Raw genomic sequence first — 21,943 nt, forward strand, 5'->3', positions numbered from 1 at the left:
AATTGCCCGTATCAAAGACCCGTATCAAAGAGCGGCGTCCCCGGCCGCCGCCGCGAAGGCGCCCCGCGCCATCCGGTGCAGCAGGGCCGCCGTCACGCCGCGCCCCGGCAGCGCCCCCGGCCGCCCGAGGTGGGGTGTCGAGTTCAGGAGGCCGAAGACCGAGTGCACCGCCGAGCGGGCGGTGGGTTCGGTGAGGGCCGGATACACCTCGCGGACGACCTCCACCCACAGCTCGACGTACTGCCGCTGCAACTGTCGTACGAGCTTGCGGTCGCTGTCCCGCAGGCGGTCCAGCTCGCGGTCGTGCAGGGTGATCAGGGGACGGTCGTCGAGCGCGAAGTCGATGTGCCCCTCGACGAGCGAGTCGAGGACCGCCTCCGCACCCCCGTCGGCCTCCGCCACCCGGCGCTTGCCGCCGGTGAGCAGCTGCCCGCTGATCCCCACCAGCAGCTCGGCGAGCATCGCGTCCTTGCCCGCGAAGTGCCGGTACAGACCGGGGCCGCTGATGCCGACCGCCGCTCCTATCTCGTCCACCCCGACGCCGTGGAAGCCGCGCTCGGCGAAGAGCCGGGCAGCCTCCCGGAGGATCTGCTCGCGTCGGGTGGGGGCGTCGGTTCTGGTGGCCATGGAAGCAATTCTAGACAGGGAGGTTAGCGGTCGTTAACCTGGACGACATGCGTTAACGCTCATTAACTGGTGGACCACTGGTGAGGGGACCGCGGGACATGCACGAAGCACCGGAGCTGACGAGCGCGGCAGATCCCGCGTCGGAGGCCTGGCGGGCCAACGAGGCGGCCCATCGCGCCCTCGGCGAGGAGCTGCGCGCCAAGCTCGCCGAAGCACGCCTCGGGGGCGGTGAGCGGGCCCGGGAGCGCCACACCGCGCGCGGGAAGCTGCTCCCGCGCGAGCGCGTGGACACGCTCCTCGACCCGGGCTCGCCCTTCCTGGAGCTGGCCCCGCTGGCCGCCCACGGGATGTACGACGGGCAGGCCCCGGCCGCGGGGGTGATCGCCGGGATCGGCAGGGTCAGCGGCCGCGAGTGCGTGATCGTCGCCAACGACGCCACCGTCAAGGGCGGCACGTACTACCCGATGACCGTGAAGAAGCACCTGCGGGCACAGGAGGTGGCGCTCGAGAACCGCCTCCCCTGTGTCTATCTCGTCGACTCCGGAGGCGCCTTCCTGCCCATGCAGGACGAGGTCTTCCCGGACCGCGAGCACTTCGGGCGGATCTTCTACAACCAGGCGCGGATGTCGGGGGCGGGGATCCCGCAGATCGCCGCGGTCCTCGGGTCGTGCACGGCCGGCGGCGCGTATGTCCCGGCGATGAGCGACGAGGCCGTGATCGTGCGCAATCAGGGCACGATCTTCCTCGGCGGGCCCCCGTTGGTGAAGGCCGCCACCGGCGAGGTCGTCACCGCCGAGGAGCTGGGCGGCGGCGAGGTCCACGCGCGTGTGTCGGGCGTCACCGACCACCTCGCGGAGGACGACGCGCACGCGCTGCGGATCGTACGGAACATCGCGGCCACGCTCCCCGCGCGCGGGCCCCTCCCCTGGGCGGTCGAGCAGTCCGTCGAGCCCAAGGTGGATCCGTACGGGCTCTACGGCGCGGTGCCCGTCGACTCCCGCACCCCCTACGACGTACGCGAGGTCATCGCGCGCGTGGTGGACGGTTCGCGCTTCGCCGAGTTCAAGGCGGAGTTCGGGCAGACCCTGGTCACGGGCTTCGCGCGCATCCACGGACACCCGGTCGGGATCGTCGCCAACAACGGCATCCTGTTCTCCGAGTCCGCCCAGAAGGGCGCCCACTTCATCGAGCTGTGCGACCAGCGCGGCATCCCCCTGGTGTTCCTGCAGAACATCTCGGGCTTCATGGTGGGGCGTCAGTACGAGGCCGGTGGCATCGCCAAGCACGGCGCCAAGATGGTCACGGCCGTCGCCTGCACCCGCGTGCCCAAGCTGACCGTGGTGATCGGCGGTTCGTACGGCGCGGGCAACTACTCGATGTGCGGCCGGGCGTACTCGCCGCGCTTCCTGTGGATGTGGCCCGGCGCCAAGATCTCCGTGATGGGCGGCGAGCAGGCCGCGTCCGTCCTCGCGACCGTCAAGCGCGACCAACTGGAGGCGCGCGGGGACTCCTGGCCCGCCGAGGACGAGGACGCCTTCAAGGCCCCGATCCGCGCCCAGTACGAGCGGCAGGGCAGCGCCTACTACGCGACGGCCCGCCTCTGGGACGACGGCGTGATCGACCCGCTGGAGACCCGGCAGGTGCTGGGGCTCGCACTGACCGCCTGCGCCAACGCGCCACTGGGTGACCCCCAGTTCGGCGTCTTCCGGATGTGATGAGGGTGCCCGAGATGTTCGACACAGTCCTTGTGGCCAACCGGGGCGAGATCGCCGTACGCGTCATCCGCACCCTGCGCGCGCTCGGCGTGCGCTCGGTCGCCGTCTTCTCCGACGCGGACGCCGACGCCCGGCACGTGCGCGAGGCGGACACGGCGGTACGGATCGGTCCGGCGCCGGCCGCCGAGAGCTATCTGTCGGTGGAGCGACTCCTCGAAGCCGCCGCTCGCACCGGCGCCCAGGCGGTGCACCCCGGGTACGGCTTCCTCGCCGAGAACGCCTCGTTCGCGCGCGCGTGCGCCGAGGCCGGGCTCGTCTTCATCGGCCCGCCCGCGGACGCGATCGCGCTGATGGGCGACAAGATCCGCGCCAAGGAGACGGTGAAGGCGGCCGGGGTTCCGGTCGTCCCAGGCTCGTCCGGCAGCGGCCTCACGGACGCTCAGCTGGCCGGGGCCGCACGGGAGATCGGCATGCCCGTGCTGCTCAAGCCGTCGGCGGGCGGTGGCGGCAAGGGCATGCGGCTGGTGCGGGACGCGTCGGCGCTGGGCGAGGAGATCGCCGCCGCCCGCCGCGAGGCCCGCGCCTCCTTCGGCGACGACACCCTCCTCGTCGAACGCTGGGTCGACCGCCCCCGGCACATCGAGATCCAGGTCCTGGCCGACGGCCACGGCAACGTCGTCCACCTGGGCGAGCGCGAGTGCTCCCTCCAGCGCCGCCACCAGAAGATCATCGAAGAGGCGCCGAGCGTGCTCCTCGACGCCGGCACCCGCGCCGCGATGGGCGAGGCGGCCGTCCAGGCGGCCCGCTCCTGCGGGTACGAGGGCGCGGGCACGGTCGAGTTCATCGTCCCCGGCTCCGACCCGTCGTCGTACTACTTCATGGAGATGAACACCCGCCTCCAGGTGGAGCACCCGGTCACCGAACTGATCACGGGGCTCGACCTGGTGGAGTGGCAGCTGCGGGTCGCCGCGGGCGAGCGACTGCCGTACGGGCAGGAGGACATCACCCTCACCGGGCACGCGGTGGAGGCACGCATCTGCGCCGAGGACCCCGCACGCGGCTTCCTGCCGTCCGGCGGCACGGTGCTCGCCCTGCACGAACCCCAGGGCGACGGAGTGCGCACCGACTCGGGGCTGAGCGAGGGCACGGAGGTCGGTTCGCTCTACGACCCGATGCTGTCCAAGGTCATCGCGTACGGGCCGGACCGCGCGACCGCGCTGCGGAAGCTGCGCGCCGCCCTCGCGGAGACGGTCACGCTCGGCGTGCAGACCAACGCCGGGTTCCTGCGACGCCTGCTGGCCCATCCGGCCGTGGTGGCGGGAGACTTGGACACGGGGCTGGTGGAGCGGGAGGCGGACGAACTCGCCGCGCGGCCGGTCCCGGCGGAGGTGTACGCGTCGGCGGCGCTGCTGCGCCAGGCGGCCCTCGGCCCCCGGGCTTCCGGGGCCCCGGTGGCCTTCGGGGCCTCCGAAGCCACCGGCTGGGTCGATCCGTTCTCCGTGCCGGACGGCTGGCGCCTGGGCGGCGAGCCTGCCTGGACGGCTCACCACCTGCGGCTGCCGGGACACGATCCGGTGACCGTCCGCGTGCGCCGCGCGGCGGACGGCGGCGTCGAGCTGCTGCTCGACGGCGAGGAGCGGCCCCTCCGGGGAACCCTCCCCGTGCCCGTCGGCGGGCCCACCGCGTCCCGGTTCACCTTCCGGCTCGACGGCGTCACCCACACCTTCGCCGCCCTGCCGGACGGCACCTGGCTCGGCCGCGAGGGTGACGCCTGGCACGTGCGCGACCACGACCCCGTGGCCGCCTCCCTCACCGGCGCGGCGCACGCTGGGGTGGACTCGCTCACCGCGCCCATGCCCGGCACGGTGACCGTCGTGAAGGTGGCCGTGGGCGACGAAGTGGCCGCGGGACAGAGCCTGTTGGTGGTCGAGGCGATGAAGATGGAGCACGTCATCTCCGCCCCGCACGCCGGGACCGTCAGCGAGTTGGACGTCACTCCGGGCACCACGGTCGCCATGGACCAGGTGCTGGCCGTGATCACGCCGTACGAGGAGACGACACCGTCCGAGGAGACGACATGAGCACCCCCGAACTCGGCCTCCCCATGGTCGTACCGGCCCCGGACCTGCCCGCGCGGGTGCGGATCTACGAGGTCGGCGCGCGTGACGGGCTGCAGAACGAGAAGGCGACCGTGCCGACGGAGGTCAAGGCCGAGTTCGTCCGGCGCCTCGCGGACTCGGGCCTGACCACCATCGAGGCCACCAGCTTCGTCCACCCCAAGTGGGTGCCCCAACTGGCGGACGCGGAGCAGCTGTTCCCGCTCGTGAGCGACCTGGGCAGGTCCTCGGGGGTGCGCCTCCCGGTCCTCGTGCCCAACGAACGGGGTCTGGACCGGGCGCTGGCTCTCGGCGCCCGCCATGTCGCACTCTTCGCCAGCGCGACGGAGTCCTTCGCGAAGGCGAACCTCAATCGGACCGTCGACGAGTCCCTGGCCATGTTCGAGCCGGTGGTGTCCCGGGCCAAGGCGGACAAGGTGCACGTCCGCAGCTATATCTCGATGTGTTTTGGCGACCCCTGGGAGGGGCCCGTCCCCATCCACCAGGTCGTACGCGTCTGCAAGGCCCTGATGGACATGGGCTGCGACGAACTGAGCCTCGGCGACACGATCGGCGTGGCGACGCCGGGCCATGTGCAGAGCCTCCTCGCCGAGCTGAACGAGGAGGGCGTGCCGACCAGCGCGCTCGGTGTGCACTTCCACGACACCTACGGCCAGGCGCTCGCCAACACCCTGGCCGCCCTCCAGCACGGCGTCACCACCGTCGACGCCTCCGCGGGCGGCCTCGGCGGCTGCCCCTACGCCAAGTCCGCCACCGGCAACCTCGCCACCGAAGACCTCGTATGGATGCTCCAGGGCCTCGGCATCGACACCGGTGTCGACCTCGCCCGCCTCACCGCCACCAGCGTGTGGATGGCCGAGCGACTGGGCCGACCCAGCCCGTCCCGCACGGTCAAAGCCCTCTCCCACAAGGAATGATCCCCATGTCCCTGGACCACCGTCTCTCCCCCGAACTCGAAGAACTCCGCCGTACGGTCGAGGAGTTCGCCCACGACGTCGTGGCCCCGAAGATCGGCGACTTCTACGAGCGGCACGAGTTCCCGTACGAGATCGTGCGGGAGATGGGCCGCATGGGCCTGTTCGGACTGCCCTTCCCCGAGGAGTACGGCGGCATGGGCGGCGACTATCTCGCCCTCGGGATCGCCCTGGAGGAGCTCGCCCGGGTGGACTCCTCCGTCGCCATCACCCTGGAGGCGGGCGTCTCGCTCGGCGCGATGCCGATCCACCTCTTCGGCACGGAGGCCCAGAAGCGGGAGTGGCTCCCCCGTCTCTGCTCCGGCGAGATCCTCGGCGCCTTCGGCCTGACGGAGCCGGACGGCGGCTCGGACGCCGGCGCGACCCGCACGACCGCCCGTCTCGACCCGGACACGAACGAATGGGTCATCAACGGCAGCAAGTGCTTCATCACCAACTCCGGCACGGACATCACGGGCCTGGTCACGGTCACCGCGGTCACCGGTCGCACGTCCGACGGCAAGCCGCTGATCTCCGCGATCATCGTCCCGTCCGGCACCCCCGGCTTCACGGTCGCCGCCCCGTACTCGAAGGTCGGCTGGAACGCCTCCGACACCCGTGAGCTGTCCTTCGCCGACGTCCGCGTCCCGGCCGCGAACCTGCTCGGCGAGGAGGGCCGCGGCTACGCCCAGTTCCTGCGCATCCTGGACGAGGGCCGTATCGCCATCGCGGCCCTGGCGACCGGGCTCGCGCAGGGCTGCGTCGACGAGTCGGTGAAGTACGCCAAGGAGCGGCACGCGTTCGGACGCCCGATCGGCGCGAACCAGGCCATCCAGTTCAAGATCGCCGACATGGAGATGAAGGCCCACATGGCCCGCGTCGGCTGGCGCGACGCCGCGTCCCGCCTCGTCGCGGGCGAGCCCTTCAAGAAGGAGGCGGCGATCGCCAAGCTCTACTCCTCCACCATCGCCGTCGACAACGCCCGCGACGCCACCCAGATCCACGGCGGCTACGGCTTCATGAACGAGTACCCGGTGGCCCGCATGTGGCGCGACTCCAAGATCCTGGAGATCGGCGAGGGCACGAGCGAGGTACAGCGGATGCTGATCGCGAGGGAGCTGGGGCTGACGGGCTGATGGGCTGAGTCGGGCATTCATACGCCGACGTCGGCGATGGATCGCCGAACCGCCGCCCCGTCACCGCCCACCTCGAACCACAGCAGCTTCCCAGCACCCCGCCCCAGGAGGTCGTCACCGAGCGCCCAGCCACCCCACGAGTCCGCGCATTCCTGCACGCGGAGCAGCCCTCGCCCCCCCTGGCGTCCGCCGGGGCGGGAGCGACCCGACTGCCGGGCGACTGATCGAAGGGCGCGGGGATATGTGGGCTGCTGTCCCACACCCCCACCCGTAACCGCCCGCCCCCCAACGCGGTCAACCGCAGGGAGGCGGGCCCCTTCGTGTGCCGGTACGCATTGGTGACCAATTCGGACGTCAACAGCTCGACCACGTCGAGGACTTCGCGCATGCCATGCCCGTCGAGCGCGGCCCGCACGGTCATACGTGCGACGCGTGCGGCGCGAGGGTCAGGGGGCAGTCGAAGGGCGTACACCCAGGTATCGGGCGGGGATACGGTGACCATGAACACCTCCGGGGAGGAAAGGGCTTGGGCACGCTCAGCGTCGGCGCCGTGCGGCGGCAATGCCTGGGTTGGTGCGCTTCCGGCTTAGGGGCGCGGGCAGTTGAGCGGTACGTGACCACCGTAGAGCAGGGGGTTAGATACCTCTAACCGTTCCTACTCAAAGAATCCAACCTTCACTCGTGTGAGGGAGAGGAACGCCGCGTCGCGGCCGGGAAGGAGAGGCTTTGCCGCCCACCAGCAGCCCCACCCTGCGGCAGCGAAGATTCGGCGCGGAACTGCGCAAGCTCCGCGAACGGGCCGGGCTCACCGCAACCGGGGCGGCCGAGCTGCTCGGCGTCAACCAGGCTCGCGTCAGCATGATCGAGACCGGCCGCACACCCGTCAGCGCCGACCGCGTCCGCTCCATGGCACGCGCGTACGACTGCTCGGACGATCGGCTCGTCGATGCCTTGGCCGCGATGACGGGGCGGCGGACGCGCGGCTGGTGGGAGACGTACCGGGAACACCTGCCCGCCGCATTGGTCGACCTTGCCGAACTGGAGCACCACGCAACAGGGTTGCGCGTGGCGCTCGCGATCCACATCCCGGCGCTCCTGCAGACCACTGATCACGCACGCGCCCTGTTCCGGTCTGTGGTCCCGCCCATGCGGCAGTACGAGATCGAGCACCGACTGACCCACCGCATCAAGCGGCAGGGAATCCTGCACCGCGAGAGCCCACCCCCGTACTCGGCGATCATCCACGAGTCGGCCCTCCGCATGGGCTTCGGTGGCCCCGCCGTCGCCCGTGGGCAGCTCATGCACCTGCTCGACATGGGCGAACTCGCCCATGTCGGCGTCAGGGTGATCCCCTTCGGTGCGGACTACTTCCCGAGCACCGGCCAGTCCTTCGACTATGTCGAGGGGCCCGTTCCGCAACTCGACACCGTCCAGTTGGACACGCACCACGGCGGCTGTGGATTCCTGGACGCGGAGGCACAGCTGGGTAAGTACCGTTCTGTACTGGATCACATGGAGTCCTGCGCGCTCGATCCCGTCAGGTCACGCGACTTCATCCACCGCCTCATCCGGGACGCCTGAAGGAGACCAGCCGTGCACAGCATCCACTGGCAGAAGTCCACGTACAGCGGGGACAGTTCAAACTGCGTCTACGTCGCCGCCACTTTCACCGGCACGATCCACCTCCGTGAAAGCGACGAGCCCGAAACCATCCTCACGACCGCCCCTGCCGCCCTCAAGTCCCTGATACAGGCCCTCAAGACGGCGACCAAGCATCAGTAGGCGCAATCCGCGCCGGCCTAGGACCCCGAGAAACATGACCCCGACCAGACACCGAGTGCCGGGGAAGTTCGGGGACTGCGGGAGGACCAAGCGCGCAGCGTGAGGCAGCTCCTCTCGCCAGCCGCTCGAGCGACCGTCGCATCGCAGCCTGCTGGCGCCTGGGCGCCGACCGGTTGAGAAGAGGTCGCCCCCACGCCGACAGAGAGGGGCGGGGACGCCGCAACGCAACGTGCGACTTCCCCGCCCAGAGTCCTACTTCGCCCTGTACGGCGCCCTGCGTCCGAAGACGTCAAAAACTCCGGCTAATCGATCCTCGCTCCGTGGGTGTCACTGTGAACCCATTTAACGCACGTTGGACGATCCCCTGTTCCGACTCCACAAAACTCCTCGACAGCCTCTCGGATCAGCGGGACCGGGATGGCACTCCGGGGATCATGGAACCTCGGAAAGCTGGGATCGCGGACGACACGAGGGTCGAACTTGGGCGGGTTCGGATTATCCGATACCCAGGTGTGCTCTGAGATTCCATCTTGAACTCTCTCGGCGCGCTCAGCGCTGACATACCAGATCAGCCCGCCATACCCGTTCGACGGATTAGCCGCGACATGGAGGTAGTTGTCCGGCCACCAGTCGAACGTATCGTTGGTATAACGCGCATGAGCCAGGCTGAAGACGGCATCATCGCCAGCGCTAATCCAGTCTACGTCATTTCTCTCACCGCGGAGATTTTCCATAACGTAAGCGATTAGCGCCGGCATCTCAGACTCGCTGTCCGCGTAGAGATAGTCTCCGCGAAAGAGGATGTTAAGGATCAACCCGTGCCACTCCCTTAAAAACGCGCGGTTCACTCATCCCAGGATAGTGCACCGTCATGGTCGACCCTCGTGGAAGGATGGCCCGGGCTGCCAGCTGACAACCGTGCGGACCACCGCATATGTAATTTTGATTGATGTAGACATGCGCGTTGGTGACTTTCTTGTCACGCATCCATGCGGCAAACTGCGTCTCTACATGCTCCTCAGACCAGAACTTGTCACCCTTATTTCTCAAGGGGCGAATATTCGGAGAAGCTTCGAGAATTTCATGGACTCTCTGCTGCAAATCTCCGGAGCCGCTCGTGATGTCTGCGCGAAGCACCTTACCATCCGCGTCAAACATCCTCCCCGTCGTCAGTCGGGCACCTGCTAGATCAGACGCCGCTTGAGACAATCCGGTTTCGAGCCCCCCGCGCAAGGGAACCCCATCGAATGTCCCGACAAGGGGCGGGCACATACCGCTCGCATCGGGAACACAGCCCTCTCCCGTCAACCTGCTCAACGTCTCGGAGAAGTCTCCCGACAAGAGAGCTGCGAGTGGACTCTGAGAAACAGAATCGACGATGTTATCCCAAAACGAAGGGATATTGGGGCCACCGTTACCCATATTGTTGACGCTGTCGGCCGGTCCCTTCTGCGCGCCGCAGGTGTAAATTGGCCAACAATCAGCGTTGCCGCTGCTGGTATCCCCAGTACTGTTGGTGTGCGATGTTCCGCCACCACCGCCACCTCCAGAGCTCCCACAAGCATCAGTGAGCACGTAGTAGCAACCGCTACCGCCCGCACCGCCGCTACCGCCAGGCTTGGTGGTGACACCGCCGCACGGGTCCTGGAGGACGAAGTAGCACCCGGTGCCATTCGCACCGCCGCTGCTGCCCTGGTCAGCGGGGTATTGCAGACCTGTGGGATCGGACTGGGTGACGGGGCTGTTTCCCGCGTAGCTGTAGCCGTTGAGGGACTGGTGCTGGTCGATCGAGAGGACCGGGTCGACGCTGATGAACTGGCCGATCGACGGGTCGTACTCGCGGGCGCCGACATGCGTCAGGGCCGTCGATGCGTCGGCCGGCTTGCCGAGGAAGGCCTTGTCGTCGGGCCAGGTGGTCGCCTTCGTACCGCGCGATCCGCCGAACGGCGAGCTGTAGCGCTTCGTGATCGCGTACGTGCTCGCGTCCAGGGCCACGCTCGACGTGCCGTGATGGTCCCCGGCCAGGAAGCTGAGCTTCGTGCCCGTGGTGCCCGAGACCGCGGTACGGCAGGCGATGGTCTGGCCGTTGGCCGCGTAGTACCGGGTGCCCGACAGCGTCCTCGTCGTCCCCTTGACCGTCAGTCGCGCCTCGGTGCCGCCGCCGAGGTAGAGGACCGTGTCCCCGTCGCCTTTCGCCCGCCGGATCAGCAGTTCGCCGTTGGCGTCGTAGAGGTAGCTGGTCTCCTTCGTGCCCTCGGTGAGCCCCGCCAGCTTGCCCTCGGTGTTCCAGGCCAGCGTCTGCTGAGCCGCGGGGCCCGGACGGGTGATGGTGTTGCCCGTGTTGTCGTAGACGTAACTGCCGGTCGTGGCCCCCGTCGTCTTGTCCAGCGTGTGGGGCTTGTTGTCCGTGGTGTCGTCGTACTTGTACGTGGTGGTCTTGTCACCCGATGTCGCGTGCTGCGTTTCCGTCTGACGCTGACCACCTGCGTTGTACGTGTAGGACGTCCAGTACGGAGCCGCGCCGTCGATGTTGGACATCGCGCGGCCCGTCGCGGCACAGTCCGCGCTCTTCGGCGTCCAGGCCTCGGTCATGCGGCTGTAGCCGTCGTAGGCGAAGCACTGGTAGTCGGCCTTGGCGGTGCCGCCCTGAGTGGTGGTGTCGAAGATGGACGTGACGTTGCCCGCGTCGTCCTGCTTGAAGTTCAGGTCCTGGACCGGGTAGCTGTGAACGTCGTCCGTCACCTGGGCCCGGGTAAGACGGCGGGTGCCTTCTTCGTAGAGCCAGATGAGATAGGCCTTCTTCGCCGAATCACCCCCGTCCATGCCCAGGGCGAGCTTGGCCAGGTCGCCCTGCGGAGAGAACTCGGCTCCCTGGAGATAGCCCGTGGTCCCCTTCGAGGTGAGCTGCTGGCCGGTGGAGTTGTAGCCGTACTTGACCGTCTCCGCCGCGAGGCCGGCCACCGCCGGTGCGGCGGACTGATCCACGGTGCCGTCCAGGTTGTAACTGGTGGTGAACGACAGCGTCTTCGGCACGCCTGCGGTCACCAGCGGATCGGTCTCAGGCAGGAGTAGCTGGCTTCCCGTGACCTGGTAGAGGTTGTCGTACGACGTGACCTTCTGGGTGTACGCCTTGCCGGCGACCCCACCGTCATAGCGCGTGGCGGTGTCTTGCTGTCCCTTGGCCAGGGCGTCGAAGCCCCAGGCCGCGAGCTTGTTGGCATCCGTCTTGTCGGTTTGCCACATGCCGGTCCTGCGGCCGAGATCGTCGTACTCGTACAGGAGTGTGTTGTTCGCCTTGTTGGCGTCGACGGTCTTCGTGACCTGGTCGAGGACGTTGTACTCGGTCGCCGCCCTGCCCTTGTCCGGATCGACGGCCGCGGTCTGGCGTCCGAACAGGTCGTACTCGTAGGACCACTTGGACTGATCGGGACCGGTGATCGCTTCCTGCTGGCCGCTCGGCCGGTAGGTGTAGCTGGTCGTGGTGTAAGCAGTACCGGTCGGCTTGGGGCCCGCGTACTCACGGCGTTCCGTTGTCTGGCCCAGGGCGTTGGCGACCACCGCCGTAGCCTGACCGCCTGCCGGAGCGCTCGTGGACACCGTGTCACCGGTGTACGTGGTCTCGGTGGTCCACCGGGTCGCGCTGTGGACCTTGGTCACCGCCTTGATCGCACGCTCGGCGCCGTCGTAGGTCGTGTCCGTCTGGATCGGGGCCTGACCCTCGGAGGTTTCGACCGGCGTGGACGCCGGCGTCGAGGTGCTGTCCCAGATGTCGGACTGCTGGGTGATGGCCAGCCCTCGCGAGTCGTACAGGCCCAGGGAGATGAGCCGACCACCCTGCGGGGTCGGGGACTGGGTCTGCCGGGTACGCAGCAGCGAGTCGTAGAAGGTGTAGCTCGTGTTGTAGCCGGAACCGTCGCCCTTGAGGGCGCCGGTGGACACCCAGGACATGGCCGAGCTTGTGATCTTGTAGTCGTAGACGTAGTTCGGGGTCTTCTTCAGGACCGTGAGGCGGTTGGGCAGCCACACCTTGGTGACACGCCCGAGGCTGTCGTACTCGGATTCTGTGACCTTGTTGTTGGGGTCGGTGCTCTTCACCGTCGCACCAGTGGCGAAGTCCACCGCACTGGTGGTCGTGTACCCCTTGAAGTTGCTGGCGCTGTTGGAGGTCAGCGGTCCTGCGTCGACCGGAACGTATGTGGTGTCGGCGACAAGCCGGCCGTTGGCGTCCTTGACCACACGCAGACGGCCCAGAGTGTCGTAGGAGCTCGTCGCGATCTTCTGCCAGGCCGGAGTGTCATCGCTGCCGTAGCCCTTGGCCCGGCCCGTCCAGACCGCATCGCCCTTGGTCGGCTTCTGGCTCGGGGACCAGACGGTGGCCGCGGTGTCGTCGTAGATCGTCGCCGTGTCGGAGATGACGTTGCCCGGACGCGACGAGTCCGCGGGCAGGTCGAGCGCCGAGTCGGCGGTGGCACAGGTCTTGGCGACGGTACGGGTGCGGGAGACAAGGGAGTTGAGACCCTTGTCGTCGTTTCGGGCGTACCAGGTGCGGGTGCACTTCTCGTCGTCACTGACCGCGTCGTCACCCTGGTCTTCGACGGTGTCGGCCATGCCGTAGTCGTCGTAGGTGGTCTTCACCGTGCGCACCCGGTCGTACGGGGTGAGCTTGCTGGTGATGTGCGTACGGGCGTGAGTGGCCACCGTGCGCACGTAGTACGCCTCGGTGTCCGCGTACGACTTGTGCTGGGTCGCCGTCCGCTTCGACCAGGGGTCGCTGATTGTGCCCGAGACCTCGGTGTCACCGTCGTAGGTGGCCGATTCGCGGGTGAATCCCGCGTACTCGTCCGAGTCGGTGATGTCGGCGGCTTTGATGCCCGAGACCTTCACCGGCTTACGGGCGTCCGCGTCCGGGGTCTTCCCGTCCGAGCCCAGGACACGGTCACCGTTCATGCCCCGCATGTACACGGTGACGGTCTTGCTCTGCGTGCGCCCGGAATTGCCCGTGAGGTGGGTGACCTTCCCGTAGCCGCGCCAGATGGACCAGGTGCGCTCCTTGGCGGGAGTCATCGGGTCCTCGTTGTAGTGCCAGGCACCGCCACCGGAGTACTGGTAGGTGTGCTGCACGTCCTCCGAGCCGCCGTATGTATCGGTGGAGGAAACCGAGGTGACCGGATACTTCTGGAACCAGTCGAGAATCGGGTCCTTCTCCCCGTTGGGGGACCAGTAGACGGGGTAGCAGCGCTTGGTGTTCTCGTCGACCTTGGGCATGGTCTGGCCCGCGACGCAGTCGGCGTCCGCGTAGGTGACGATGGTCTTGGCGCCGGTCTCGGAGATGACGCTCTTCAGACGGGGTCTGTTGAGCGGCAGGATGTCGTCGGCCGCACCGTCGACGCGGTTGGAGCGCATCTCGTGCGTGAACCTGACGGGGTCCAGGGATAGATCTGTCCCGCGCTTGCCCGTGTGCTTGATCTCGTCCAGCCACAGCGACTGATCGGTCGAGTCACCCGTGTCGCCGGGATCCAGGTACAGCTGCTTGAGCGCCCAGACGTCCACGGCCTCGAAGCCTGGCGTCGAGGCCGCCGCGTTCCACGCGGAGGTGGTGATGGTGGTCAAGCGCTTACGCGTGAAGAACGACGGACCGACGTTGCCCGTGCACTTGTCGCCGTCCTTGCAGATGGTGTCGAACGGTACGTCGGGCCAGTTGTCCCGAGTGTCCTTCGTCAGCGAGTCGCAGCCGGTCCCGGAGGCCAGGCAGCGCTCGGAGTAGGAGAACACCACCTTGTCGGACGCGGCGGGCGAGCCGGAGAACAGCGCGCCGGCGCGCTGGCCGTAACGGATCTCCTTCAGGTAGCCACCGCGGACGTAGTCGGTACCGGTGTTGTCATCGCCGAGCTTGTCGTAGTTGTTGTGCTCGGCCGTGTACCAGTACGACATCGCGTTGCCGTGAGTGTCCTCGACATAGTCGAGGTTCCAGCGCCAGGCCTGCTTCTTGTCCCGGCCGGAGAAGCTGGTCCCGTCGGAGTAACCGGGCTCCCCCGCATCGTCCCCGAACACTGGCACGGTCCACACCGACTCGGTGCGGTCGTCGGCGCCCGCGCCATCGAGCTTGTTCAGGCCGAAGACGTACTTCGTGCCGTCGCCCGTGACGACCGTCCAGTACTCACCGTTGTCGTCGTTGTTGTCCGCGCCGGTGGAGTGGGTGACCGTGGAGGCGTCGTCGTTCTTCAGCCGCCACTTGCCCGTGGTGTCGTCCTTGACCAGCTCGGTCGCCTTGCCGTTCAGCACCAACGACGCGTTGTCGTACTTCCAGCACAGGTCGTACTTCTCGCTCTGCCCGTCGTCGTCGCACGAGCCGTACTTGCGCTCGATGAACGACGAGGTCAGGTCGAAGCCCTCACCGATCTGGCTGCCCTGGTTGTTCGTGTTCGCGGTACGCCCGTCGACACTGCCAGAGTCGTACGAGATCGACAGGGCGGGCTCGGAACCCGCTGCGGCGGGCGGCACTCGCAGCGGATACGACCACGTGAACGTGCCCGACGAACCCCCTGCCTCCCAGGTCGACGAAGCGGACAGCGGGGTCGCCTTGTAGTCACCGCTGCCCGACTTGGCGCCGGTACCGGCCGCGAGCGCCAACATCATCGGCGCTCCGTTGGACGCAAGACTCAGCGGTGCCGAGATTCGGTCGTTCGCACGGTCGTTGCTGGAGTCGAGATCGGTGCGCTTGCGGCACTTGGCCTTCGCCGGATCATCCAGCGCGCAGTCCGGCAGCCGGGAGAGTTGCAAGCGCCCGGCCCAGTCCCCGCCGTAGGCCGAGGCGAAGGCCGAGTAGTCCAGGCCGAGGTGCGCCTTTCCACCGCCCTTGGGGCCGGTGACCTTCAGGACGACGCCCTTGACACCGAGCGACTGCGCCGCCTTCTGGTCCAGCACCTGCACCGTCAGAGACGCGGCCGCCTTGCCCTTGGCGGGCTTGGCCACAGTGACGGGCAGGGCACCCGGGGCCGCCTTGGCCGTGCCCTTCGCCGGAACCTTCAGGGACGTCCTGCCCGAAGTGGGCCAAGTGGTCCGCTGCTGCTGATCACGGCGGGCCCGCGCTGCCGCGGCCTGATCCGCCGCGGCGGACTTCTTCACCGTGTCGGCGGCCTTCTTGTTCACCTCGGCGGTGAACGGGCTGACCTTGGCGGCGCGTGGCGCCTTCAGTCCGGGGTCGCCCAGCGGATCAGCATCCGTCGCGAAGGCGACGGGAGTGAGAAGGCCGGGAACCAAGGCCAGTCCGGTGGCCGCGGCTATGCGGCGGGACCAGCGTCTTCTTGTTCCGCCACCGCGGCCCGGTCCAGGCCGTGGTATGCCGAAGGGGTTCATGTGACTTCTTCCTGCACGCGGGCAGCCTTGAGCCCGGCGCGTGCCATTGGATTGGGTGAGAGAAAGAAGAACTTGGACTCAGATGTTGTCTGGGGTGGCCAGGACCTGCGAGCGGACCTGGTCGGCAGTCAGGGCTCCGGTCCAGACCCTCAGGGAATCCAGGGCTCCAGGCAGGTAGTAGCCCGTGGATCCGGCCGCGGCGCCGCGGCCTACGGACAGCGCTCCGGTGCCCTGCTGGAGCGCGGAGAACCCGGACCTGTCCTCACCCGGCTGCTCGAACCCGCCCACGTACAGGTGCAGTTGCCCCAACCGCTCCTCGGTCCTGGACGGATCGCCCGGGTCGGTCCACTGCCACCCCTCCTGCGCATCGAAGATGCCGGTGACGTCAACCCCGGTGTCCGTTTCGGCGACATCGCCGGCAGCCACCTCCGCGCTCTGGGTGACCTTGCCATCCGTCCCGACGGCGGTGCGGGTGAACTTCCACTGGTAGATGCCGGTGGCGGGCTTGACCACCCACAGCGCCCAAGAGGACTCACCCCCGATCGCCTGTCCCGCCACCTGGGCCTGATAGCCCACTGGCTTGGACGCCAGCTGCAACGAGTTCAGCCTCACGTGCGCCGACACGGTGAACGAGCCGGTCTCGTCAGTCACCGGGCCGATCGCCGAGGCGTAACCCGACGTTCCGTCCAGGACAAGGGAGTTGTTCTCCTCGTCGAGCACGGCCCCCGTCGGTGACAGCGACAGCGCTGGTGCGGGGTAGGGCGACAGCTCCTTGACTTGGTTGCCGGTCGAGGAGGTGGCGTCCCAGTACGCCACGAGTTCGTTGGCTGCAACGCCGTCCTGCAGGAGTTGCGCCTCCGCGGCGATCTGCTCGGGCTTCAGGGCGTACTGCCACACGGAAACCTCGTCGACGCGCCCGCGGAAGTTCTCCCCATAGGCGCCGCCGACCAGGGAGCGGCCGAACTGCAGACCGACCGAGGACGTCCACGGCTGATATGCGGTGGACAACGAGTTCAACACCACCGGCTTGCCCTGTGGGCGGCCGTTGACGAAGAGCTGGATGGTGTCGTTCGTCTTGTCCGTGTCCTTTCCTGTGTCGAATACGGCTGCCAGGTGTGTCCACGCATTCAGCGGCGGCGGCCCGGCGTCAGCGATCGACCGCAGGTAGACCGGGCTGTCCTTGACGTCCGCGGCGGTGCGGTTGAAAACCCACTTCTTATAGCTCGTGGAGTAGTAGAGCGTGAACGCCGACCCGTACGTGCCAGGCGCCGACAGCACCACACGGTTCTGCGAGGCGTCCGTCAGGTAGACCCACGCCGAAACGGTGAAGGAGTCCTTGGTGTTCACGGCAGGGACTGCGGTAGCGGCGTAACCCGAGCGCAGTGTGTCGTCCGAGCCGTCATTGAGCCATAGTGAGTAGTCGGCGTCGCCGCGGCGCGCCAGAGTGGACCAGCCCGCACCTGCGGTCTGCAGCGTGGCGTCATGCCGGGTTCCCTCGGTGGCGGTGTCCTTCGCCACCGTCACCCCGGAGCCGGGTGCCCCGCCATCGAAGTGCCAGCGGCCCACCGTGCCTTCGGCCGGAGCCACCTTGAAAATGAACTCCGCGGGCGTACCCCACCGGTCGTAGACGTCCTTGGCCCGTACCGAGAGAACCTGGGTGCCTGAAAGCGGAGGTGTCACATCCTCGACGTCGGCTTTGAGGCCACCAGTTACCTGCCGGGCCGGCGTGGAGAGCAGCTTCCACTCATAGGCCTTGACGTCGGTGTGCCCGGCGGCGTCGATGTCGGCTGCGTTGGGCTGGAAGGTGAAGGAACCGGGCACACCCGGGCCTCCCTTGCCGTCGCAGAGCGTGCCGCACTCGATGTAGGGGGATCCGGCAGTGATACGGGGCATCTTCGGGGCCAGCGAGTCGATCTTGAAGTAGCACCAGGAGCTATAGGAGGACCAGAGGTCACCGCTCTTGCCGTCGTAGGACCAGTGCGACTGCGTCCGCGCCTTGTAGCGATAGAGGCCCCCGTCAGCACGGTCGTTGGTGCGCAGCTTCTCCAGGGTCTCGTCGGGGTGCCAGCCGGGGTTTGGCATGTAGCCGGTCCACGCTTCGTGCCAGGGTGAGTCGTCACCGCGCTCGATGATGTACTCGGCCTGAAGGGAGCCCTCTTCGCTGCCCTTGTGGGCCTCCGCCAAGGTCTGCACCCGGGCCTGCACCATCGGATCCTTGCGCGTCACGATGAGCGGATCGGTGGACTTCTTGCAGTAGGCGGTGGTGCCGTTGCCCGGGATGAGACCGACGTCCGTGGGCACGCCGGGCTTGTAGGCGAACGTGACCTGCAGTTCGGCGTTGTCGTCGAACCGCTTCCAGGCGCGCGGATCGCTCTCATCCTTGGCCCGCAGCATCAGCGTCAGCCGGCTGATCTTGCCGTCGGCGAAGGAGCGGACGGTGTTCTTCAGGTTCTCGTCCGGCTCATCAGGGTTGTCGTTGAACTCAATCCACGCATCGGGCTGGTCCGGGCTGCACAGAGAGCCTCGTCCCGCCGAGACGTAGCGGTCACCCATCAGGTCGAGTTGCTTGGGTCCGGGCCACCGGGTGCCCTCGGAAATGTTGTCCGTGCGCACCAGGTCGGTCCAGTGCGGATCGCAGTTGAACGACCATGTCTCCCGGGCGCGGAAGGTCGCGTCGAGTACGTACTTGCCGGCCAGCTTGGTGGGCGCGAACTCGAAGTACATACGGTCGACATAGCCACCACCGCAGTAGTAGCCGTCGGCGGTTCCGCACTTGCCGACGCCTTTGTCCCCGTCGAACATCCAGAACTTGTCGCCGTCGGAGGAGAGCTTTGTGCGCTCCGAGACACCCAGGCCGACGGAGGGGTCGATATAGACCGGGTAGACCGTCTGTTGGCCACGCAGCAAAGCCAGGTCAGGGTGCACGGCGACAGTGCCGTCGTTCACCTTGACCGGCAGTACCGCGCTGGCATCGCCGTCCCCGGGCTGCGAGGGGTCGTCCTGCGGTGCCCCGTTCGCGGGTACGTCTGCATGGGACGACAAGAGTTGAGTTTGTGGGCCCGCCTCGACGCCACCGGCGGAGTCCCACATCTGCCCAGCGGGTCCACGGAAGACCGCGTTACCGTCCTCGTCGACGGCCCGAAGGCCGCCACCGGCGCCGGGTATCACGGTCAACCCGTCCCCCGAAGCCGCGAGCTGGACCTGCTCGAGCGCTGGGTCTTGGGCAGCCTCAGGCGTCTTGACGACGAGTACTTCGCGGTAGCCCTCCGCGGTGGCCGTCAGTTGGAGGTCCACCCCGTTGATGACATTGGGATAGGTGGCCGTTGCGCCGTCCAGTGTCGGCTGAGGCAGCGAACCCGCCCACCCCAGAGTGATCGAACGGCCGTCCTTGGCGAGGTGGAGCATGTCCGAGCCCGGACCACCGCCAGAGAAGGACAGGTCAACCACCGTGCCGGTAGGGGCGATACGGCCATCAGGTCGACGCTCCAGCGTGGGGTCGACGGTGCCCCAGGTCCCGTCACTGTTCTTCACACGCTGAGGCGTGGTCGCCTGCGTCAGCTTGAACGAACCGTCCGGATTGGCGCGCGTCGTCGAGTACTCGGTACGGTCCGCCGTCACCTCCACCGGCTCGCCAGAAGCTTTCGCTTGGGCCAGCGCGGTCGGCTCGTCCACTACACCCGGTAACACACCTGCGGCAGCTACCGCCGCAGCCGTCTCGACTGGCAGCACGGGCAACGCCGACAGCACCAACGATGCGGCCACGCCCCCCAGAAGCACACCACGAGATCTTCGCACCCTCCATATGGGCGCTCCGATTCCCCACCCCGAATTCACGGTGTCCACTCCGCTCACAAGATTCTTACAGGATACGCAGAGTTAAATTGTCATTACTTGACTTGGTCAATCTTTAGTGACTTTGGACACATTTCCAGTCGTCTAATATGACCTGACTTCCCCCTATATTCACTTCACAATTGGCTTGTTCAATTCACTGCGTGACTGAAATCAACAAAAGTCAAGTTGGGCTCTATATCACGGCATTCAGGCCGCCGTCTCACGAAACGGCATCTCGCCGAGATCTCGGACAGAATCGTCGACAATCTCGTCGACATGTCTTGCGCCGAGATTGTCGCCGGGCTACGTTCCTTCGCCGTACCGCCCCCGCAAAGCCGGAGTCGCGGAAGGAGGCGAGGGAGGGGTCCGTCGACGGCGGGTCGAGGTGACCAGCCGTCAGGGGCGCTTCGCCGTGCCCCCACTCGCCCCACTGGCCACGGCCGCGAGCCGATCCGCGCGGCCCACCGCGGTGTCCGCTCGGCCTGCCGACCGTTGCGTCCGCGTACTCGCCGCATCACCCCGCACGTTCCGCGCAAGCCGTCGATCGCCCAACGAATGGAGACCGAGCATGGCCACGCTGTCCAGATGGTGTCGGTGGAAGTCGGCCACCTTCATGGCCACCCTCGCGACCGCCCTGACGCTCGTGACCGGCGTGAGCGTGGCACTCGCAGCCGGCGCAACCGGCGCGACCGGCGGCGCGCAAGCCTCCGCCGCGACCAGTGCCTCCGCCGCCAAGGTCGCCACCACGACCAGCACCACCTCCTCCGGCATCGCGCCCGCCATGTCCTGCGCCGGCCTCACCTCACTGGACCTGGCCGCCGCCGTCCCCGGCGTGCCCTTCGAGATCAGCTCGGCCACGGAGCTGGCCGCGGGCAGCAACACCCTGGGCAACTGGGCGGCCTGTGACGTGAAGGGCGTGATCGCCCCGCAGATCCACTTCGAGATGAAGCTGCCCGAGACCGGCTGGCAGGCCAACTACCTCCAGGTCGGCTGCGGCGGCCTCTGCGGCAACGTGAACGTGAGCAACGCCCCCGCCTCGGCCGGCTGCGTACCGCTGACCAGCGGCGCCTTCGCCGTCGCCGCCAGCGACGAGGGCCACTACCAGGGCGGCGGCCTGTTCTCCACCGACCCGACGCTGCGCGCCGACTTCGGCTACAAGTCCGACCACCAGCTCGCCCAGGCGGCCAAGGCCGTCATCGAGCGGTACTACGGACAGGCCGCCGACCACGCGTACTTCGACGGCTGCTCGCAGGGCGGCCACCAGGCCCTGACGGAGGCCCAGCGCTACCCGACCGACTTCGACGGCATCATCGCCGGGGCCCCGGCCAACAACTTCACCGCGCTGAACACCTTCTCGCACGCCTGGACCGCCCAGTCCGTCTACCTCGGCGGCGGCCCGGCCACGATCACCAACGCCGACCTCGCGAACCTCCACGCGGCCGTGCTCAAGGGCTGCGGCGCCCCCGCGGACGGCATCATCGCCGACCCGCTCAGCTGCACCTGGGACCCGGCGGCCATCCGGTGCGCGGCCGGGCAGACCTCCACGAGCGCCGACTACTGCCTGACCGCGGACCAGGTCACCACCCTGCGCCGGATCTACGCGGGACCGACCGACGAGAACGGCAAGCTGCTGTACCCGGGTTACCAGCTGCGCGGCTCCGAGCTGAACTGGGCCGGGATCATCACGCCGGCCACGGCCACCGGAGCCTCCGGCGACATCAACTTCGTCCGCGAGACGCTCCGGTACCAGATCTTCGACAGTCCGCAGCCGACGCTGACGTACAAGGACGTCAAGTTCACCGCGGCCTACTACAAGAAGGTCATGGCCCCCAACGAGGGCATGTACGACGCGACCGACCCGGACCTGAAGGCGTTCAAGGCGGCCGGCGGCAAGCTGATCCTCTGGCACGGCCTGGGCGACCAGCACATCCCGGCGGTCGGAACCATGGCGTACTACAAGGCGGTTGAGAAGGTCATGGGCGGCAGCGCGGCCACGGAGAGCTTCGCCCGGCTGTTCCTGCTGCCCGGCGTCGCGCACTGCGGCGGCGGCCAGGGCCCGGACACCTTCGACGCACTGACCGCGATGACCGACTGGGTCACCAAGGGCGAGGCCCCGAGCAGCCTGACGACCAGGTCCGTGAACAGCGGCGGGAGCACCACCGCCACCCGTCCCGTCTATCCCTTCCCCTACGTCGCCGAGAACACCACGGGCGGCCCGGCGGACGACGCGGGCAGTTACACGCCCGTCAGGTCCACCGCCGAGGCCAACCTGACGCTGAACCGGCTCGGTTCCTTCCGCTCCGGCTACGAGACCGTCGGCAACTGGGTGCACGGCAAGTGGGTGGTGTCCAAGGGCAAGGCCTGACCGCCCGATCGGCACACGGGCGGCCCACAGGTCCGGGCGGACGGCGCCCGCCCTCTGG

The 21,943-nt window shown here is 67.9% G+C and carries 11 protein-coding genes and 1 pseudogene; 7 read left to right on the plus strand and 5 right to left on the minus strand.

Features of this window, described 5'->3' with window-relative positions:
- Positions 1–24: 24 nt before the first annotated feature.
- Positions 25–627, minus strand: a complete 603-nt coding sequence (locus KVT44_RS08910) for a TetR/AcrR family transcriptional regulator (RefSeq protein WP_054232883.1) — start codon at positions 625–627, stop codon at positions 25–27.
- Between the two features lie 98 nt (positions 628–725).
- Between KVT44_RS08910 and KVT44_RS08915 the strand changes: the two genes are divergently transcribed.
- From KVT44_RS08915 to KVT44_RS08930, 4 genes are read left to right on the plus strand one after another with little or no spacing between them, the layout of a single operon-like run.
- Complete coding sequence (locus tag KVT44_RS08915; RefSeq protein WP_075029220.1) at positions 726–2,342, plus strand: carboxyl transferase domain-containing protein; 1,617 nt, start codon at positions 726–728, stop codon at positions 2,340–2,342.
- 14 nt (positions 2,343–2,356) lie between these two features.
- Positions 2,357–4,423, plus strand: coding sequence for an acetyl/propionyl/methylcrotonyl-CoA carboxylase subunit alpha (locus KVT44_RS08920; RefSeq protein WP_217566625.1), 2,067 nt, complete (start codon positions 2,357–2,359; stop codon positions 4,421–4,423).
- Positions 4,420–5,376, plus strand: coding sequence for a hydroxymethylglutaryl-CoA lyase (locus KVT44_RS08925; RefSeq protein ID WP_217566626.1), 957 nt, complete (start codon positions 4,420–4,422; stop codon positions 5,374–5,376). Before KVT44_RS08920 ends, KVT44_RS08925 begins: the two co-directional genes overlap by 4 nt.
- Before the next feature lie 11 nt (positions 5,377–5,387).
- On the plus strand, positions 5,388–6,548 hold the full coding sequence (locus KVT44_RS08930; RefSeq protein ID WP_217566772.1) for an acyl-CoA dehydrogenase family protein: 1,161 nt from the start codon (positions 5,388–5,390) through the stop codon (positions 6,546–6,548).
- 17 nt (positions 6,549–6,565) lie between these two features.
- On the opposite strand, the pseudogene KVT44_RS57870 reads toward KVT44_RS08930, so the two are convergent.
- Positions 6,566–7,050 (minus strand): annotated as a pseudogene (locus KVT44_RS57870) (ATP-binding protein).
- Positions 7,051–7,274: 224 nt separating this feature from the next.
- On the opposite strand from KVT44_RS57870, the gene KVT44_RS08935 reads away from it, so the two are divergent.
- Together KVT44_RS08935 and KVT44_RS08940 are read left to right on the plus strand one after the other, a co-directional pair.
- Positions 7,275–8,129 carry a helix-turn-helix transcriptional regulator gene (locus KVT44_RS08935; RefSeq protein ID WP_217566627.1) on the plus strand — a complete coding sequence of 285 codons (855 nt, stop codon included), beginning with the start codon at positions 7,275–7,277 and terminating at the stop codon, positions 8,127–8,129.
- Positions 8,130–8,141: 12 nt separating this feature from the next.
- Positions 8,142–8,330, plus strand: coding sequence for a DUF397 domain-containing protein (locus KVT44_RS08940; protein WP_217566628.1), 189 nt, complete (start codon positions 8,142–8,144; stop codon positions 8,328–8,330).
- A 302-nt stretch (positions 8,331–8,632) separates the two neighbouring features.
- On the opposite strand, the gene KVT44_RS08945 is transcribed toward KVT44_RS08940, so the two are convergent.
- From KVT44_RS08945 to KVT44_RS08955, 3 genes are all read right to left on the minus strand, one after another.
- On the minus strand, positions 8,633–9,178 hold the full coding sequence (locus tag KVT44_RS08945) for an Imm1 family immunity protein (protein ID WP_308313934.1): 546 nt from the start codon (positions 9,176–9,178) through the stop codon (positions 8,633–8,635).
- The gene (locus KVT44_RS08950) at positions 9,135–15,686 is read right to left on the minus strand and encodes a DddA-like double-stranded DNA deaminase toxin (RefSeq protein ID WP_217566629.1); all 6,552 of its coding nucleotides are present in this window, start codon (positions 15,684–15,686) and stop codon (positions 9,135–9,137) included. The genes KVT44_RS08945 and KVT44_RS08950 overlap by 44 nt, the downstream gene beginning before the upstream one ends.
- 78 nt (positions 15,687–15,764) lie before the next feature.
- Entirely contained in the window at positions 15,765–19,358 is a 3,594-nt protein-coding gene (locus tag KVT44_RS08955) for a LamG-like jellyroll fold domain-containing protein (protein WP_217566630.1), read from the minus strand.
- A gap of 730 nt (positions 19,359–20,088) precedes the next feature.
- Here KVT44_RS08955 and KVT44_RS08960 point away from each other — a divergent pair.
- Positions 20,089–21,885 (plus strand): tannase/feruloyl esterase family alpha/beta hydrolase, encoded by a 1,797-nt coding sequence (locus KVT44_RS08960; RefSeq protein WP_217566631.1) that lies wholly within the window; start codon positions 20,089–20,091, stop codon positions 21,883–21,885.
- Positions 21,886–21,943: the final 58 nt, after the last annotated feature.

Source organism: Streptomyces sp. GbtcB7, from assembly GCF_019091445.1.
Lineage (GTDB): Bacteria > Actinomycetota > Actinomycetes > Streptomycetales > Streptomycetaceae > Streptomyces > Streptomyces mirabilis.

Bases quoted from the DNA above. Each gene is read 5' to 3' on its own strand.
- KVT44_RS08960 (WP_217566631.1), top strand. From the start codon at position 20,089: ATGGCCACGCTGTCCAGATGGTGTCGGTGGAAGTCGGCCACCTTCATG.
- KVT44_RS08925 (WP_217566626.1), top strand. From the start codon at position 4,420: ATGAGCACCCCCGAACTCGGCCTCCCCATGGTCGTACCGGCCCCGGAC.
- KVT44_RS08910 (WP_054232883.1), bottom strand. From the start codon at position 627: ATGGCCACCAGAACCGACGCCCCCACCCGACGCGAGCAGATCCTCCGG.
- KVT44_RS08950 (WP_217566629.1), bottom strand. From the start codon at position 15,686: ATGAACCCCTTCGGCATACCACGGCCTGGACCGGGCCGCGGTGGCGGA.
- KVT44_RS08915 (WP_075029220.1), top strand. From the start codon at position 726: ATGCACGAAGCACCGGAGCTGACGAGCGCGGCAGATCCCGCGTCGGAG.
- KVT44_RS08920 (WP_217566625.1), top strand. From the start codon at position 2,357: ATGTTCGACACAGTCCTTGTGGCCAACCGGGGCGAGATCGCCGTACGC.